This window comes from Candidatus Paceibacterota bacterium (genome assembly GCA_035452965.1).
Lineage (GTDB): Bacteria > Verrucomicrobiota > Verrucomicrobiia > Limisphaerales > UBA8199 > UBA8199.
Genome location: DAOTCE010000001.1, coordinates 440,693 through 458,131 on the forward strand (window position 1 = coordinate 440,693; position 17,439 = coordinate 458,131).

9 protein-coding genes are annotated in these 17,439 nt (G+C 64.4%); 7 read left to right on the plus strand and 2 right to left on the minus strand.

Annotation, left to right across the window (positions count from 1 at the left end; all coding sequences use genetic code 11):
- Window positions 1–103: 103 nt before the first annotated feature.
- The 5 genes from P5205_01640 (at window position 104) to P5205_01660 (ending at window position 10,271) form a co-directional block, all read left to right on the plus strand.
- A complete protein-coding gene (locus P5205_01640; protein ID HSA09048.1) occupies window positions 104–1,858 on the plus strand; it encodes an ATPase, T2SS/T4P/T4SS family in 1,755 nt (584 codons plus the stop codon).
- A complete protein-coding gene (locus P5205_01645; protein ID HSA09049.1) occupies window positions 1,843–3,816 on the plus strand; it encodes a hypothetical protein in 1,974 nt (657 codons plus the stop codon). The genes P5205_01640 and P5205_01645 overlap by 16 nt, the downstream gene beginning before the upstream one ends.
- The gene (locus tag P5205_01650; GenBank protein HSA09050.1) at window positions 3,813–4,421 is read left to right on the plus strand and encodes a hypothetical protein; all 609 of its coding nucleotides are present in this window, start codon (window positions 3,813–3,815) and stop codon (window positions 4,419–4,421) included. Before P5205_01645 ends, P5205_01650 begins: the two co-directional genes overlap by 4 nt.
- 2 nt (window positions 4,422–4,423) lie before the next feature.
- Window positions 4,424–6,979 (plus strand): secretin N-terminal domain-containing protein, encoded by a 2,556-nt coding sequence (locus tag P5205_01655; GenBank protein ID HSA09051.1) that lies wholly within the window; start codon window positions 4,424–4,426, stop codon window positions 6,977–6,979.
- 115 nt (window positions 6,980–7,094) lie between these two features.
- Window positions 7,095–10,271, plus strand: a complete 3,177-nt coding sequence (locus tag P5205_01660) for a choice-of-anchor Q domain-containing protein (protein ID HSA09052.1) — start codon at window positions 7,095–7,097, stop codon at window positions 10,269–10,271.
- 236 nt (window positions 10,272–10,507) lie between these two features.
- Here P5205_01660 and P5205_01665 read toward each other — a convergent pair whose 3' ends face one another.
- Window positions 10,508–12,133 (minus strand): arylsulfatase, encoded by a 1,626-nt coding sequence (locus P5205_01665; GenBank protein HSA09053.1) that lies wholly within the window; start codon window positions 12,131–12,133, stop codon window positions 10,508–10,510.
- Window positions 12,134–12,249: 116 nt separating this feature from the next.
- Entirely contained in the window at window positions 12,250–13,764 is a 1,515-nt protein-coding gene (locus P5205_01670; protein ID HSA09054.1) for a sulfatase, read from the minus strand.
- Between the two features lie 311 nt (window positions 13,765–14,075).
- Between P5205_01670 and P5205_01675 the strand changes: the two genes are divergently transcribed.
- Window positions 14,076–15,320, plus strand: coding sequence for an ATP citrate lyase citrate-binding domain-containing protein (locus P5205_01675; protein ID HSA09055.1), 1,245 nt, complete (start codon window positions 14,076–14,078; stop codon window positions 15,318–15,320).
- The gene (locus P5205_01680) at window positions 15,317–17,395 is read left to right on the plus strand and encodes a citrate/2-methylcitrate synthase (protein ID HSA09056.1); all 2,079 of its coding nucleotides are present in this window, start codon (window positions 15,317–15,319) and stop codon (window positions 17,393–17,395) included. The genes P5205_01675 and P5205_01680 overlap by 4 nt, the downstream gene beginning before the upstream one ends.
- Window positions 17,396–17,439 lie beyond the last annotated feature (44 nt).

Consider the following 17,439-nt stretch of genomic DNA (forward strand, 5'->3'; position numbering starts at 1 on the left):
CGCCACTCCGCTTGGCCAGGTAAATGCTTTGACCCTATCCGGAACTTTCCTTAGTTTGCCGTGTTTCAGAATAACGATGATGGCAGACACGGCGTGTTGACAGATGGCGTTTCTATCACTGAAACAGTTTTTGGCCCAGATGGGCCTGGCCACTTCCGAGCAGTTCGACGAATGGAGCAAGGCTTGGAAAGTGGCAGTCGCCAGCGGCTCGCAAGAGACGCTGCTGGCCTTTATTTGCCGGGAACGCGGCCTGGCCGAGGATGTCTTCCTCCAGCAACTGGCGGCGGCCCTTAAGTGGCCTTATCTCGACCTGCCCAAGGTGAACGTGTCCGCTGAGGCGCGGAACCGCATTTCCACCAAGGTCGCCTTCCAGTTCTCCGTGCTGCCGACCCAGGTCGCCGACGGCATGCTGCAGGTGGTGGTGAGCAATCCGTTCGACACGGCGATGCTCAACTCCGTTCGTTTCGACGCCCGCGGGCCGGTTCAATTTGCGCTGGCCACCAAGGCCGAAATCGAAAAGGCGCTCAAGAAGTATTACGGCGTCGGCGCCGAGACCCTCGATGAAATGGCCGAAGACGACCAACCCCTGGAATTGCTGGTCGGCGAGGACAAGGAAATCACCGAGAGCGACCAGGAGGCGAGCGTCATCAAGTTCGTCAACCAGGTGATCTGGGAGGCCTACAAGGACCGCTCGACGGACATCCATTTCGAGCCGGCGGAGGATGAGCTGCGCATTCGCTACCGCATTGACGGCATCCTGCACCAGACGCCCATGCCGCCCCAGCTCAAGCGCTACCAGGCCGCGCTGATCTCCCGCATCAAGGTCATGTCCGGCATGAACATCTCCGAGAAGCGCCTGCCCCAGGACGGCCGCATCAATGTGCGGATCAAGGGCGAAGAGATTGACATCCGCGTTTCCACCGTGCCGACAGTGTATGGCGAGAGTGTCTCGCTCCGGCTCCTGACGCGCGGCAAGATCTTCCTGAGCCTCGACAAGCTCGGTTTCTCCCCGCTGGAGGAGAAGGCCATCCGCGAGATCATCGTCAAGCCCCACGGCATTTTCCTCGTCACGGGCCCCACCGGCTCGGGCAAGTCCACTTCGCTCTACGCGTTTCTGAGCACGATCAACTCGGTGCACAAGCGCATCATCACCATCGAGGAGCCGGTCGAATACGAGCTCAAGGGGATCAACCAGATCGCCGTGCGGCCGGAGATCGGCCTGACGTTCGCCATGGGCCTGCGCCATATCCTGCGGCAGGACCCGAACGTGATCATGGTCGGCGAGATTCGCGACCTGGAGACGGCGGAGATTGCCATCCGCGCCGCGCTGACCGGGCACCTGGTTTTCAGCACGCTGCACACCAATGACGCCCCGAGCGCTTTCACGCGCCTCATTGATATGGGCATCGAGCCCTTCCTGGTCGCCTCCTCGGTCGAGGCGGTCATGGCCCAGCGCCTCGTGCGCACGATTTGTCCCCACTGCAAGCAGGAGCAGAAGGTCGAGCGGGATTACCTGCGCCGCATCGGTTTCCCGGAGGAGGAAATTGCGACGGCGAAGTTCTGGCACGGGGTCGGATGCGAGGACTGCCGGCAACTGGGTTACCAGGGGCGGATGGGCATCTATGAGCTGCTGATCCTGAACGAGTCACTGCGGCCGCTGATCCTCAACCGCGCGCCGGCCACGACTATTGCCCAAAAGGCCATTGACTTCGGCATGCGGACGCTGCGGACCGATGGCTGGAACAAAGTTCGAAACGCGCAGACCACCATTGAAGAGGTGTTGCGTGTAACCCAAATCGAGGAACATCTCGACGCCCTGGCCGAAGATACCAAAACGGCCGCATGGATGAAAAAGTGAATCCTGACCGGAGCAACAATTTGACCGCCACCCGGCCAACGGGTCGCCGGGGCAATGGCGCAATGGCGTGCTGCGCCTCTCGCCTGGGCGGATGGTTGCTGGCAGGCGCCGGGCTGCTGGCCTTCACTTTGACCGGCTGCGGACCATCATCCGACCAGGCTGGCAAGCAGCCGGCGACCAATGCGGCCGTCTCGCGCGCGGTTGCGAAGACAAACGCCGCGCCGCTGCCGCTGCCGCAGCCGGGTGTCAGGACCAATATTCCGCTGACCGCCGCGCGCGGTGTTCGAACCAACAAGGCACTTGCCTTGCCGCGGCCCGCGGCGAAGACCAACGCCACCAACGTCATCGCGCGGACGGGTGCGGGCACCAATGCCGCGCCAGCCGCTGAAGCGAAGGTTGGAATCGCGGGAACCCTGCGGAAGCTGCAAGCCAATCCCGCGTTTTACCCGGCGGTGGGCATCATCGCGCTTTGCCTGTGCCTGGCTGGGTTTTTGATCGCCCGGCTGTTAAAGGCGAAATCGGCGAAGGCCGGCCAGGCCGACCAACCAGCGGCGGCGCCCAAAGCCGCCGCCAGGCAAAAGGCCGCGACGAGGGCTGTGCATGCCTGCAACGTTCTCCAGGTCGGCGCTGAAGCCCGGCGCCTGTGGCAGTTCGACGCCAAAGGCCGCGGCTTTGTGCTGACCCGCGAACAGACCAGTTCAGCCGGCGGGCTCTTGCCGCCCAAACTCGTCGCCAAGGATTGGCGCACGCTTTGGCAGCGCAAACTCAACATCGCCTGGCTGCCGCCGGAGCGGGTCTTCCTGCGTGTGGCGCAATTCCCCGCCAGCGACTTCGACGAGACCCTCGCCATGGTCGAGTTGCAATTGGAGAAGCTTTCCCCGATGCCCCTCACGCAGATTGTCTGGGGCATCCACGTGCTGCCGCAGGTCGAAGGCCCCCTGCAAACGGTGATCGTGATGATCGTCGCGCGCAATGAGGTCGAAGCGTTTCTCGGCCAGCTTGAAGGCCAGGGCTACCTGGCCGACCGGCTGGATTTGCCCCTGCTCGATCAGCTGCAGACGACCGCGATCACCAATGATGGCGCGTGGATCTACCCGGAGGCGCCGGGGGGCAGAAACGCCGCGCTGGTAGCCTGGTGGTATGCCGGCGTGCTGCAGAACATCGATCTGATTACGCTGCCGCCCGCCAATCGCCCGGAAAGCCTCAAAGAACAGTTGCTCCAGATGGCCTGGGCCGGGGAGTTGGAAGGCTGGCTGACGGCGCCGCCCACCTGGCACCTGGTGGCCGACGCTGCGAGCGCGGCCGAGTGGGAACCGGCCCTGCGCGAGGGATTGCAGCAGAACGTCGAGGTCATCGCGCCGCTCTCGGTGGCTGGGCTCGCCGCCTTGACGGCCACGCGCGCCGCCCAGGCGGGACAACAGGCAAATCTCCTGCCCGCCGAGTTTTCGACCCGCTACCACCAGCAATTCGTGGATCGCATCTGGATGCGCGGGCTGGGCGCGGTCGTCGCCCTTTACCTGGCGGGCGTATTGGTCTATTTCGCCCGGCTCCAGGTTGAACTCTATCGCACCGGCCGGGTTGAGCAGCAAGCGGCGGAGCGCGGGCCGGTTTATACCAACGCACTGCAGCTCAAGGCGAAGTTTCAGGTTTTAAAAGACCGCCAGGATCTGAAGTTTGCCGCGCTGGACTGCTGGAAGGCCGTCGCCGAGCTGCTGCCGGATGGCGTCACACTCGAAGGCTATAACTTCGCCGACGGGAGAAAGCTCACTCTCAGCGGCAAGGCGCCGGCCGATCAGACCAAGCGGCTTTTGGATTTCGATGCGGACATTCGCAAGGTCGCTCCCAACGGCCAGCCTTTGTTCAATCCCAGCGCGGGCGAGCATGTCACCTGGGACACTCGGGGCAGTGAAGTGAACTGGCACTGCGTGCTGGAGCTCAAACGAACGGAGGCGTTATGACCGGTTACCTGGACCGCCTTAACCTGCGTCCCTTTGAAAAGCGCCTTGTGGTCGTGGTGGGCGCCGCTTTGTTCGTCGTCCTGAATTTGTGGTTTGTCGTGCCGCATTTCTCCGATCTGAAGAAGGCCAAGGAACGGCGGGCCGACGCATTGAAGAAGCTCGAGCGCTGGAAGGCCGAGATTGACCAGGCACCGAAATACCAATCCGGCATCACCACGTTTGCGAAGGAAGGTCTGGATGTGCCGGCGGAGGATCAGGTGAACCAGTTCGCCCGCACGATCCAGGATCAGCAGGCGCGCAGCGGCGTGGGCATTCAGCAATTCGGCAAGACCACGCACCAAACCAACCAGTTCTTCCTGGAACTCACCCAGTTGATCAGTGTGCAATCGGGAGAGGCGCAGCTCGTGGACTTCCTGTACAACCTGGGGTCCGGCAATTCGCTGATCCGCGTCCGGGATTTGTCGTTGCGTCCGGACGCCCCCCGGCAACAACTCGGCGGCACAATCAAACTGGTGGCCAGCTATCAAAAGAATCCGCCCAAGAAAGCGGCTCCGGCCAGTTCACGAACAGCAGCTCCCAAAATGGTAACTTCAACAGCTAAATGACCGTGAAAACAACATTCCTTGCTGTGTTTCTGACCGGCTCCGTTCTGGGGGCCCAAACCCCCGCGTTCGCACCGCTCCCCCCGGGCGCCGCCGCCGGCGCAAACCGTGGGACCAATGCGGACCAGCTCCTCCAGCAGGCGCTCCATAGTGCTGTGGGGCAGGCCAGCAACGCACAACCGTCCGGGAAGGCCAGCGTCCCCACAGTCCCAAACATCTCAGGAACAGGCGCTGTTCCAGCAAACGCCTCGGCGGCAGCGGACTGGTCCGCGCTTCCTTCCGATGTAGCGCCGGCTAAAGCCTCCGACGCTCCAGCCACCCCTCCCCTGGGCAACACGAACGCACAACCGAGCCCCCAGGCGGAGGTGCACCCTGTTGCGACCGGCTCCACCAGTGCCGTTCCCTCCAACCCGGTTCAAGCCGCCGCCAGCACGCAACCGTCCGTGGTGCCGCCCGCTCCGGCCGCACTCCCCAGCCGGGACACAAACCGGCAGCAACGGCTTCAGGAGATGATGCGCCGGGCCGCGGCGAGCCGCACTAATGCGGCGCCTCCAGCATTTCCCGGCAGCCCGGCGACCACAATCCCTGTGCCCGGTGTGGCGCCCGCCGCGACCACGGCGCTCCCGCCGGGCGCCACGGCGCCGGCCGCGTCCATCACGCCTGCTCCTGGGGCCGGGATGACCGGCTCTCCCGCGGCGGCTCCATCCTCTCCGCCAGGGGCCACCCCTCAGTCGCTGGAGGAACCGCTGCCGCAGGGCATGATAGACTTCCGCTCGGCTGATCTGACGCAGGTGCTGGACATCTACAGCATGATGGTCAACCGCACCGTGTTGCGCGCGGCGACCCTGCCAGCCCCGACCATCACCCTGACCACGCGGGGTCAGCTCACGGTGCGCGAGGGCATCCAGGCCCTGGAAGCGGTTTTGGCCCTCAATGGCATCACCATGGTCAGCATCGGAGATAAATTCGTCAAGGCGGTGCCGGAGGCCCAGGGGGGCTCGACCGGGGCGGCGTTTGACACAAACAGCCCGGCGCTGATGCCGGAGATGGGGCAGTATGTGACGCACGTGGTGCAGTTGAAGTATGCCAAGCCCAGCGAGATGACCGCGGTGCTGCAGCCTTTCGTCAAGATTCCCAACGGCATCCTGCCGATTGATGGCAGCCAGATGCTGGTTTTGCGGGACTACACCGAGAACGTCAAGCGGATGCTGGAGCTGATCGCGAAGATAGACGTGGCGGTGCCATCGGAGTATGTGTCGGAGGTCATCCCGATCAAGTATGCGCAGGCCAGCGAGATCGCCGGGGCGTTGAACAGCTTGAGCACCGGCGGCACGGGCGCCACGGTGGGCGCCAGCACCTCGGGCAGCTCTCGCACCACCCGCAGCGCGGGCACGATGAACCGTCCCGGCACCATGGGGGGCTATCCAGGCCAGACCACCCCCGGGATGGTCACTCCGCCCGGCAGCGCGGGCACACCGACGCCGGCGGCGGGCAGCTCCTTTTCGCAGCGCTTGCAGAACCTCATCGGCAAAGCCGCGCAGCAGGGGGACATTGTGGTGCTGGGCCAGACCAAGATCATATCGGATGAGCGGACCAATTCGCTGCTGATCTACGCCTCGAAGGAGGACATGAAGACGATCAAGGAGATTGTGGCCAAGCTGGACGTGGTCCTGGCGCAAGTGTTGATCGAAGCGGTGATCATCGAGGTGACCCTGACAGATAGCCGGGACCTGGGCTTTAGCTATCTGCAACACCCGCAGAGCTCGGGCCAGTGGACCGGGGTGGGCGCCATCAATAACAAGAATTTCCTTAACCGTGAATCCTTCGTGAGCGGGGGCACCAACTCCCTCATTCCCCAGGGGTTCAGCTACCTGATGAACTGGGGGCAGGATTTGGATGTGACAGTGACGGCGCTGGCAGCCGACAGCCGGGCGCGGATTTTGCAGCGGCCGCGGATCCAGACCTCGCACAATGAACCGGCGAGCCTGTTCGTGGGTGAATCGCGGCCGTATCCGACCTCCAGCTACTATGGGGGCGGGGCCTACGGGGGTTACTCCTCGATTCAGCAGTTGCAGATCGGCGTGACGCTGGACGTGACGCCGCTGATCAATCCGGACGGGCTGGTGGTGATGGAAATTCGACAGCAGATCGACAGCTTCCTGGGCAACGTGACCATCCAGAACGTGGGCGATGTGCCGGTGACCAGCTCCAAGGTTGCTTCGACCAAGGTGTCGGTGCGCGACCACGACACGATTATCCTGGGCGGGTTGATTGAGACCGACAAGAACAAGAGCGCTTCCGGGGTGCCGTTCCTGAAGGACGTGCCGCTGCTGGGCTACCTGTTCCGGAGCACGCACGCCGACGAGACCCGCAAGGAGCTGCTGGTGCTGATCCGGCCGACGGTGCTGCCGACGCCGGAGATTGCGGCGCTGGCGGCAACGGCGGAGAAGAACAAGATGCCAGGGGTGCGGGCGACCGAGAAGGAATTGCGGGCCGACGAAATGCATCGCCTCAAGAAGGCCGATAAGGCTGAGCAGGCCGAGAATAAAGGTAATTTCTAGCTGGAATTGGACTTGTGGCGGCAGCCCCGGTAACTTCCCTCGTGTGGGGACTGGCCGGACCGCAGCGCAGCCGCCCGCTCGCCCGGGTTGACGCCTGTGTGAAAAGGACTGATTCGTGAACAACTGGCTACAAGTGACACGGGCGGGCCGGACGCGCCGCCCGGTCCCGGGGTGCCTCCTGGCAACTGCCGTGCAGGTATTTCTGTTGCTGGGCGGGTTGCTGCTTTGCGCACAAACGGCTCGAGGCCAGATGCTTGTCATTAACCGCATCAATGACACGAACCTGAATGTCTCCCTCCATCCGAGGCTCACGATCATAGTCTCGGTGACGAATCCCGTTAATCCCAACACCCTGATCTGGAACCTCACCGAAGCTCCCAGCGGGGCAAGCATTATCCCCGGAAACCAGCCGAACAATGCTGTATTCACTTGGACCCCAACGGGGGCGCAGGTGCCGAGCACGAATAACAGGGTCACCGTCCTGGTTTCCGGCGGCGGGTTCCTGCCCGGCGCCGGTTCCTTCAGTGTGACCGTCAGCACCAACGTGGCGCCCCCTGTGAACCAGGTTGTCATTGATCCAATCCCGCCGCAGACGGTCGCCGAGGGGACGACGCTCATCTTCACCAACCATGCCCGCGCCACCGAGAATCCCGATAGCCCATTGGTGTTCAGCCTCGTTAATCCGCCCGAGGGCGCGCAAATAACCAACAACAGCCCGACGAGCGGCGTCTTTACCTGGAGGCCGACCGCGATCCAAGCGGCCACTCCTTTCTATACGATCCGTGAGGTGGTGACCGAACCGAGTACCTCCGTGAGCAGCACCCAGGATTTCCAGGTCACGGTCACCCTGACCAACAACTGCTCGCAGTACGAAGACTTCGTGGCCGCAGTGGCGCGGGGCGGCTATTTCCCGCTCACGAACTGCTCCACGATTGTCATCACGAACACGCTCACTGTCTCCAGCAACCTGGTCCTGGACGGTGGACCAAACCGAGCGACCTTGTCCGGCAACGGCCAACTGCGCTTGTTCACCGTGCAATCGAATGTCAGCCTGACACTTAACAGCCTGACGCTCGTAGGCGGGAACGATCCCGGCGGCGGAGCCGTTTACGTTTCGCCCGGGGCCAGCCTGTTGCTCACTAACTGTATCCTTGCAGGCAATAGCGCCGCAGGCCCCGATGGAGCGGCTGGGGCCAACGGCAGTGGTGGCAGCTATGGCGATAATGGCAGCCGCGGCACTGCGGGCGCCCCGGCCGCGGGTGGCGCTATTTACAATCTCGGCGCTTCAACCGCCATTGGGTGCCAATTTCTGACCAACCAGGCTTCCGGCGGCAACGGCGGCAATGGCGGCGATGGCGGCGACGGCAGCTTCCAGGGCGGGGATGGCGGCAGTGGCGGCGGCGGTGGCGCCGGTTATGGCGGTGCTATTTGCAGCCTGGGCAGCCTTTCGCTCAGCAATTGCACCTTCGCCGGGAACTCGGTGACCGGTGGCAGCGGCGGCAATGGCGGCGCCGGCGGCGCGGGGGCGTTTCCGAGCGATCCCGGAGACGGTGGTGCCGGCGCAGCCGGCTCGGGCGGGGCCATCTACAGCGCGGCCAATACGATTATCGTCAATTGCACTTTCGACGGAAACTCAGGCCGGGGCGGGGATAGTCCCGCAGCCGGGGGGGAGGATACGGGTTGGGGGGAGGACGGCGACGACGGTGGCAGCAGCTTCGGCGGCGCGGTCTTTATCGGCGGCGGGTCTCTCACTAACTGCACCTTCGTCAACAACGTTGTCACGGGCGGGGCTGGCGGCGATGGCGGACCGGCAACCGGCTGGCGCGGTGGGGATGGCGGTAACGGCGGCAACGGCTTCGGCGGCGGCTTATACAATGCCGGGGTTGGCGCGGTGGTGAATTGCACGTTCTCCGCTTGCGGCGTCGCGGGTGGCGCCGCCGGCTCAGGGGGCAGCGGTCCGACGGGCGTCGGGAGCGCAGGCCGCGCGGGGCTGGCGGAAGGCGGCGACATCGCCCACGTCTCCGGCAGTCTCGTCCTGCGAAGCACCATCCTGGCTGCTGCTTCCACCGGGAAGAACGCCTACGACACAAGTGCAAACCGAATCACCGATAGCGGCTACAACATAAGCTCGGATGCCAGCCTCGGCCTGGGCGGCACCAGCGTGCAGAATACCGATCCTCTGATCAGCGCCACGCTTGCCGCAAACGGCGGCGTCACGCGGACCCTGGCCATCCTGACCAACACCAGCCCGGCGGTTGATAAGATTCCCGCGAGTCTCAGCCCCGCAACCGACCAGCGCGGCATCTCCCGCCCGCAGCCGCAAGGCGGGTTGTCCGATATTGGAGCTTACGAGCTGGTGAGCCTGCTGGCCATTGTCACTCAGCCCGAAAGCCAGACAGTGAGCAAGGGCAGCGATGTTGCGTTCACGGTGGTCGCTTCGGGAGACTCGCTGCGCTACCAGTGGCGGTTCAACGGGACCAACATCGCCGGCGCGACCCTGGCCGCGTATGCCCTGGCCAACGTCCAGAGCACGGGCGCGGGCAGTTATGATGTGATTGTCACCAACGTCCACGGCTCGGTCACCAGCCTCCCGGCGGTGCTGACCGTGTTGGATTCCTTGTTCGTCAGCGGGCGGATTACGCAGGGCAACAGCGGGCTGCCCGGCGTTAGAGTGGCCATCGGGACCAACCTCAGTTTCACTGGCCCTGGCGGGTATTATACCAATTACGACCTGCAATTCGGCGCGAACCTGACCGTGACTCCGTCGTTGGGCGGGTATGGGTTTGCTCCGGGCGCCCAATCTGTCACGCTGACCTCCAACATCACGGGTTTGAATTTCCTGGCCTTTCCGTCGCATGGGCTGCTTGCCCGCACCGACGACGGGAACGTTCAGATTGCGTATGCCGCCATGAGCTGCCGGGTTGAGGCTTCGACCAACCTTGCCTTGTGGCGGACGGTGTATGTCACCAACAACTTCTCCGCCGATACGCTGGCTTTGATCTACACGGATACCAACGCCGCAAAATCCCCCACGCGCTTCTACCGAATCACGCAAACTAACGCGGTCGCGCCTCGGTTGATCAACTGGGGCCCCGCCACCAACCAGGGGCTGTCGTTTGACTGTGTTTCCGCTCCCATCTCGGTTTGCAGGATTGAAGTCTCAACCAACCTGACGCACTGGCAGGGCATCTTCACCAATTCTCCCGCTCTGGCTCCCTTGCAGTTCCCGTACTCAGAGCCGGCCAGCTTCCCCTCCCGCTATTATCGCCTGTCCCAGTCGCCGGGCTTTTAGCGGGAAATTCTGACGGGTGGGGCGGCAAACCAGCATAAGTCACTAAATATCAGTGGGTTATGCCGGCAATCCCGGCTGAATTGCGCCCGGGACACGCCAAGGTGTCAAGGCTGTATCTACGGTGTGGATAGGGTGTGGATACGGTGCGGATACGGTGAGACTCCCTTGGGGGGCGCGGTTTTTGCCCCGAAAGCGTCCTGTCGCCTGGTATTCGCCCAGGCGCCCGGGAGAATGCCTCACGGCGACGACTCCGTGGTGGCCTCCGAATATTGGCGGCGGAAGGTCCGCTCCAATTCCTTCCAGCGGGATTCCATCCGGCTCGCCCGCTCCGGTTGCCGCGCGGCGAGGTCGTGCAACTCGCTGCGGTCTTTGCCCAGGTTGTAAAGCTCCCACCGGTTGTCATTTTCACGGGCCGACACCACCTTCCAATTCCCCACGCGCAAGGCCCGATTGCCTTCGTGGTGGAAGAAGATGAATTCGCGCTTCACCGTGCCGTCCTTCCGGAACGCCGGCACCAGGCTTTTGCCCGGGAGCGGAGGGGCTTCAATCCCGTTCCAAACGTTCGTAATGCGCGCACCGGCCAGATCGAGCAGCGTCGGCACGAAGTCAACGACATGACCCGGGTCATGCCGCAATTCTCCGCGCGCTTTAATCCCGTTTGGCCAATGCACGATGAGCGGGGTGGCGATGCCCCCCTCATGCACCCAGATCTTGTGCCACCGGAACGGGGTGTTGCAGGCGCTCGCCCACCCGGGTCCAAGGCACTGGAATGACCGCCACGAGCCGGCGGGCGCGCCCGGATCGTGCCCTTCGCCGCGGACCAGGAGTGTGGCGTCCGCGCCGTTGTCGGACAGGAAGCAGATGAAGGTGTTGTCGAGGGCGCCCATGATCCGCAGTTGATCGAGCACACGCCCAATCCCGCGGTCCATGCGGTCCACCATTGCCGCATGCACAGCCATTTTGGTTGCCTGGAAGGCCTGTTGTTCGGCTGTCAGCGTCTCCCACACCACCGGGTGTTCCGTTTCGCCCGGGCCGAGCTGCTCCAGGACTTCGGGCTTGAAGTAGCGCGGGGTGAACCCGGGATCAAGCGGCGGCAGGGCGCAGTCGAGCAGGCGCATTTGACGGATTCGCTCCCACCGCTGAGCGCGAATCACGTCCCAGCCCTCCCGGTAACGGTCGCGGTAGCGCGCGATGTCCTCGGGCGGAGCATGCAGCGGGAAGTGGGGCGCGATGAAGGCCAGGTAAAGGAAGAAGGGCTTGGCGGCATGGTTGGTCGCGTGGTCCCTGAGGTAGCCGAGGGCGTGGTCGGCGAAGGCGGTGGTTGCGTAGTAGCCGCTGTCCGGCTTGACCGGCGCGGCCGGGTGGTCGTCTTCAAAGTGTTTCGCGGGCGAGAAGTAGCGGTCCCAGTCTTCGAACCGATACGAATGGTCGAAGCCGCCATCGGCCACTGGTTTGGGCGCGCCCGTCAGATGCCACTTGCCCGACTGATAGCAGCGGTAGCCGAGGGGTTTGAGGTAATGGGGCAGCACCCGGGTCCACGCTGGCAGGCGCCCCCGGCGCGGGTCCATGCCGATTTGCTGGGCGTAGTAGCCCGTCAGGAGGCTGGAGCGGGTCGGCCAGCAGCGCGCGGTGTTGTAGAATTGGGTGAAGCGCAGCCCATTGGCCGCCAGGCGATCGAGGTTGGGCGTGTGAATCTCGCCGCCATAGCAGCCGGCATCCGAAAACCCCATGTCATCGGCGAGGATGATCAGGAAGTTGGGCTTGGCGTTGGCGGGCGCGGCTGAGACGACCTGGGGCCACCCCGTCCAAAGGCTGAGCGCGGCCAGCAGGCCAATGAATGGTGAAAGTATGGCGCGTTTCATCTTCTCTCAGGTAGCAGCCGGGGTGACGGGGCTCAAGCATTCATGCGGCACTGCTTCCGCCTGCGGGGACGAGGCCGCGCCGCCCCGACGGCCCTGCTCCAAACAGGCTGTCACGGTTACCGCGCGTATTTGATGATGCGGTCCTGGACCCAGTGGTCGCGATACCAAGTGCTGGCCGCGAAGTTGTCATCCAGCTCCTGCATGCGGGTCTTTAGCAGAGCGCGGAAGCGGTTGAGCGTCTGTTCGTGCTCGGGGCTTGCCGCCAGGTCGCGGAGCTGAGAGGGGTCCTTCAGGTTGTCGAACAGGAGTTCCTTGCGGTCTTTGCGGTAGATCGCATAGGTGAATTGCTTGCTGCGCAGCGCCCGCCATTCGTAGCCGTCTTCCCACAACGCGCAGGCGCCCGTGTTCTGCATGAAGGCCGCTTCCGGTTCGGGCCCGGGCCGACCCAGCGCGCAGTGGCTGAGGTCCATACCTTCGACTTTCGCCGGGACCGGCAGGCCGGCCAGGCCCAGCAGCGTGGGCATGATGTCGGGGGTGTTGAGGCAGGCGTCGGTGGTGGCGCCGGCGGGGATGCGGTCGGGCCAGCGGATGATGAAGGGGACGCGCACGGCTTCTTCGTAGAAGATGTTTTTGGCGCGGCGGCCCTGGGCGCCCATCATCTCACCGTGGTCGGAGGTGAAGACGACGATGGTGTTGGAGCGAAGGCCGGCGGCGTCAATGGCCTGGAGGAGGCGGCCCATGTTCCAGTCGAGGTTGGCGGTCATGGCGTAATAGACGCGGAGCCACCGGGGGATGGACTGGCGTTCGCGCGGGCCGCGGAAACGGCCCCAGTTGTCGGAGTAGGGGTCGTTGTCGGGCTTATAGTTCGGGGGGAGGGTGAAGCGGGGTTTGCCACCTTCGTCGGCGAACAGGTTGAGGAACTTGGCCGGGACGTTGTTGGTGTTCCACGGGTCGTGCGGGGTGCCCAGGGAGAGGAACAGGGCGAAGGGCTTGCCGGTGGCGGCGCAGTGTTGGATGCGGGCGATGGCGAGGTCGGTTTGGCCGTCGGGTTCGTAGCCTTTGATGGGGATCTTCTCCGGGCTATCGGTGTGGTAGTAGCCGTCGAAGTACTCGTGGTGGAAGTTGAAGGCGGCCCAGAAGCCGTCGAAGCCGAAGCGGTAGGGGCCGGGGGGCGTGAAGGAGTTTTTGGGGTCGTAGTGGTTGCCGAGTTCGTTGGCCCAGAGGTGCCATTTGCCGATGTAGGCGGTGTCGTAGCCGTGGCGGGTGAGGACCTGCGCGAAGAAGGTGTGGTTGGTGCTCATGCGCAGCTCGTTGATGACCATGCCGGTGGAGGTGGTGTATTTGCCGGTGAGGAGCGAGGCGCGGTAGGCGGCACAGACAGGATGGCCGGAGATGGCATTGCGAAAGACGACACCCTGGCGGGCGAGGGAGTCGAGGTTGGGAGTGCGGGCTTGGGTGTCGCCGGCGAAGCCGCAGGACTGGTAGCGGAGTTGGTCGGCGAAGAGAAACACGAGGTTTGGCCGGGGCTGCCGGGCCGGCGCCGGGGGCGGGGCGGAGAAGGCCGGGGTTTCTGCGAGCACAGCGGCAGCGAGGCAGGCAATCGTCGTCCAGAGCGGCAAGAGGTATTTCATGAGCCAAGACTGCTTATAGCCGCTGAACGGCCCCGGCTCAAGCGAAGGAATTCAAAGGGAGCCTTGGGTCTTGGGTCTTGGGTCCAAAGTCCATTGCCTCGCGGGGGCCGGTCGGCTACAGGCCGACGCTCCGCTTCGGCTTCCCAGCTGGCTGGCGCTTTCCTGGATTCAACCCGGGCCGGCCGCGGGGTGCGGTCAGCGTGCTTGACCAGGAAGCCCGTGTAGCCCCAAACTGGCCGGGTAGAAATCAACTGCAGGCACTTCTGCGTGACTCTTAAAGCGTCAACAATCAGTTGGCCCATATCCGCGACATGACAAGCACTCGAATAGGCGAGTTGGTCTTCCTGGAGCACTTCGCCCCGCTGTACAAGATCCCCGTGCCCGAACATCTCTCCGAGCCGGTGACCGAGTCCAAGCTGAGAGAGAGGCTGGGCCGGTGGGGGGCGGGCATTGTGAAGCCGGACGTGCTGGCCGGGAAGCGCGGGAAGGCGGGCCTGGTGCGGCGGGTGGAGAATTTTCGCGACGCGCTGCGGGTCCTGCGGGACGTGGCGGCCGAGGAGATACACGGCCAAAACCCCCGCGGCGCCTACATTGTGCAGGCGGTGCCGGCGGACCTGGAGATCTTCACCGCCATCAGCTACAGTTCCCACACGCTTTCGCCCGCGTTCACGGTGTCGCTCCGGGGCGGGATGGAGGTAGAGGCGATCTCGGAGGAGGACAAGGTGACGGTGCCGCTGAGCGTGTTTCGCGGGCTCAACGCCTACCAGGTCTCGGAGGCGCTGACCGAGCTTGGCGTGAAGGGCAAGCTGAACTCGCGGCTGAGCATCGTATTTGTGAATCTCTGGGACATGTTCATCTCGACAGGGATGCTGAGCTGCGAGGTGAATCCGTGGCGCGTGACCAAGGACGGCCAGATCTGGGCGTGCGACTTCAAGGCCACCTTCGATGAGCACAACTTCAAAGCGCGCGACCTGGGCCTGGCCTGGCCGGAATACCCGTCGGAGGCGACGCCGTTCGAGGCGGAGATGAATGCGCTGGCGGCGGCGAGCCACCAGGGCCAGGCGCATGTGTCGTCGCTGGGCGGCACCAAGATTCTGCCGCTGCTCTTCGGCGGCGGGGCCAGCACGATCATCACCGAGACGCTGACCCAGCTTGGCGGGGAGCCGATCCTGCTATCGGACTTCGGCGGCAACCCGCCGTATGAACGGATGAAGAAGACCGCGGCGCTTTGTTTCGAGCACCACCTGCACCACTGCGCGCTGCTGCTGATCCTGGGCGGCAAGGCCAACAACACGCTGATTGACGTGACTTTCTCCGCCATCGCGGACGCCTTGCAGGAATGCGTGGACGCGAAGGGCCCCGTTTCGATCCCGGTCGTGGTGGGCCGGGGCGGGGCGCACCTGGCGCAGGGGATGGCGGCGCTGAACAAGACGCTCGCCAACCTGAACCTGCCCCGGGTGTTTTTCGGCCCCGACACGCCAATCACGCTGGTGGCGGAATACGCCGTGTCGCTCATGCGCGCGTGCGAGCAGCGCAAGCAGAAAGGCAGATCATGATCGCGACGACTCTTTGCAGCCTCCTGAACAAAGGCGACCGCGTGGGCGTCTCGAACGTGACGGGGCGCGAGGCGATGAAGGTCAGTATTGTCTCGCAGCAGTATTGCGACAACATCGTGGGGGGATGGGCGCTGGGCAAGGACCAGGAGATCATCCGGGTGCCCGGCGGCCGGGACATCCGCGTATTCGGGCAGTTCGAGGACCTCATGAAGGCGCTCCCGGCCAGGGAACGGCCCAACAAGGTGATCGTGTATTCGCCCCCGGAGGCCGTGTATGGCGACGTCAAGGAAGTGGTGGAAAACGGCGAGGGCACGGTTGAGACGATCTTCGTCATTACGGAACACGTGTCGGTCGAGGTAACCGCCAAGCTCCGGCACGTGTGCAACGTGGCGCGGATGGACATCATCGGGTGCAATACGCTGGGTCTGATCAATGCCCGCGCGGGCGTCCGAGTGGGGGCGGTGGGGGGCGACACCCCCGCCGAATCGTTCATCCCCGGCAGCGCGACGATCATCTCGAACTCGGGCAACATGGTGAACACGATCGCGGGTTATCTCCAGTCGGCGGGGCTGGGGGTTTCCTTTGGCATTTCGACAGGTAAAGACCCGTTGATTCTGACGCCGCTGCGCGATTTCCTTGTGCTGGCCGAGCGGGACAAGCGGACGAAGGTGATCGTGCTCTACGTCGAGCCCGGCGGGACTTACGAGCGCGATGCGATCGAGCTCATGACCGAGCGCAAGTACTCCAAGCCGCTGCTGGTCTTTGTGGCCGGCGCGTTCGCCGAGGGACGCAACATCTCGCTGGGGCACGCGGGCGCGGTGGTCGAGGGCCGTTGCACGTCGGCCTCGGACAAGATGCGCCTGTTCGACGAGTATCTGGGCGTGGCGCCGTTTGATCCGGCCGATCCGAAGGCCGCGGGCCGGAGTCTTCGACGGACCCGGCGCGGCCTGCGCGCGACGACCTTGCACGCGCTGGTGCCGGCGGCGCAGGTGCTGATGGAGGCGTTGCGCATCAAGCCGGACTTCAAGCCCTTGCGCCCGCTGGCGCTGAACCCGTGGATCGTCGAGTTGGGCGCGCTGGCGGCTAAGCTGCCGGAGCGGCTGGCCTTGCGGCCGGGGCGCATCCCCAGCCCCTACGACAAGCTGCTGGCTCAGCAACTCAAGGGCGGTCTGGGGAGGGTGGTGACGCGCCAGCCGCTGCGGCACGCGTCGCACGCGTCCGCCAACGACGGCGCCACGCCGCGGATCTACGGATACTCACTTCCGGCGCTGATGCAGCGGCCGGGTTCATTTGCTTACAGCGTGCTGCTTTCGTGGCTCGGGTCGCCGCCCGCGCACGAGTTCGAGACCCGGCTCTTCGAGATGTGCCTGACAGCCTCGATCACGAACGGGCCGGGAACGATTTCGGCGCAGGGGGCCAAGCTGGCGGCCTCGGCGGGCAACGAGCCCAACACGGCGATGATGGCGACGCTGGGGGCCATCGGCTCGGTCCATGGAGGCAACGGCAAGGAGGCGGCGCGGTTTCTGATTCGGATCTTCCGCGACACCGGGCTGACCGATCCGTATGACCGGAAGCAGGCGCCGGACCTCGATCAATTGGCGCAGGCGCAGGCGGCCGATTACCAGCGTCGGAAGCTTGCGGCCAAGGACGCGGGAGTGGAGATCGAGAAGGTGCCCTGCCTGGGGCATCCGGTGTTCAATCAGGAGGCGGTCAACTACGATCCGCGCGAGCGGGTGATCAGCCGCTGCCTGGAGGAGGAGGGTTGGTACAACGTCTTCCTCGACTTCTACCACCGCCTCACGCGCGCGCTTATGAGCCAGGGCGTGACGACCAAGGTGCACGCGGTAAACGTGGACGCCGCGCTCGCCTGCGTGTGCCTGGGGTGCGCCTGGCCGCTGTTGGTGGAGAAGAAGATCACGGTGGAACGGGCGGCGGACCTGCCCTTTGTCACCTTCGCACTGGGGCGCGTGGCGGGCGGCGCGGCCGAGTATCTCGATCACCGCGATTTCGGGACCGACATGGACATGCGGGTTCCGGTCAGCGAGTGCAAGGCGCTGACCCGGCCGCGGGATTGAGTGAGATCACTTCCAGCTTGGAAGCGCACGATTCCAGGACTGGA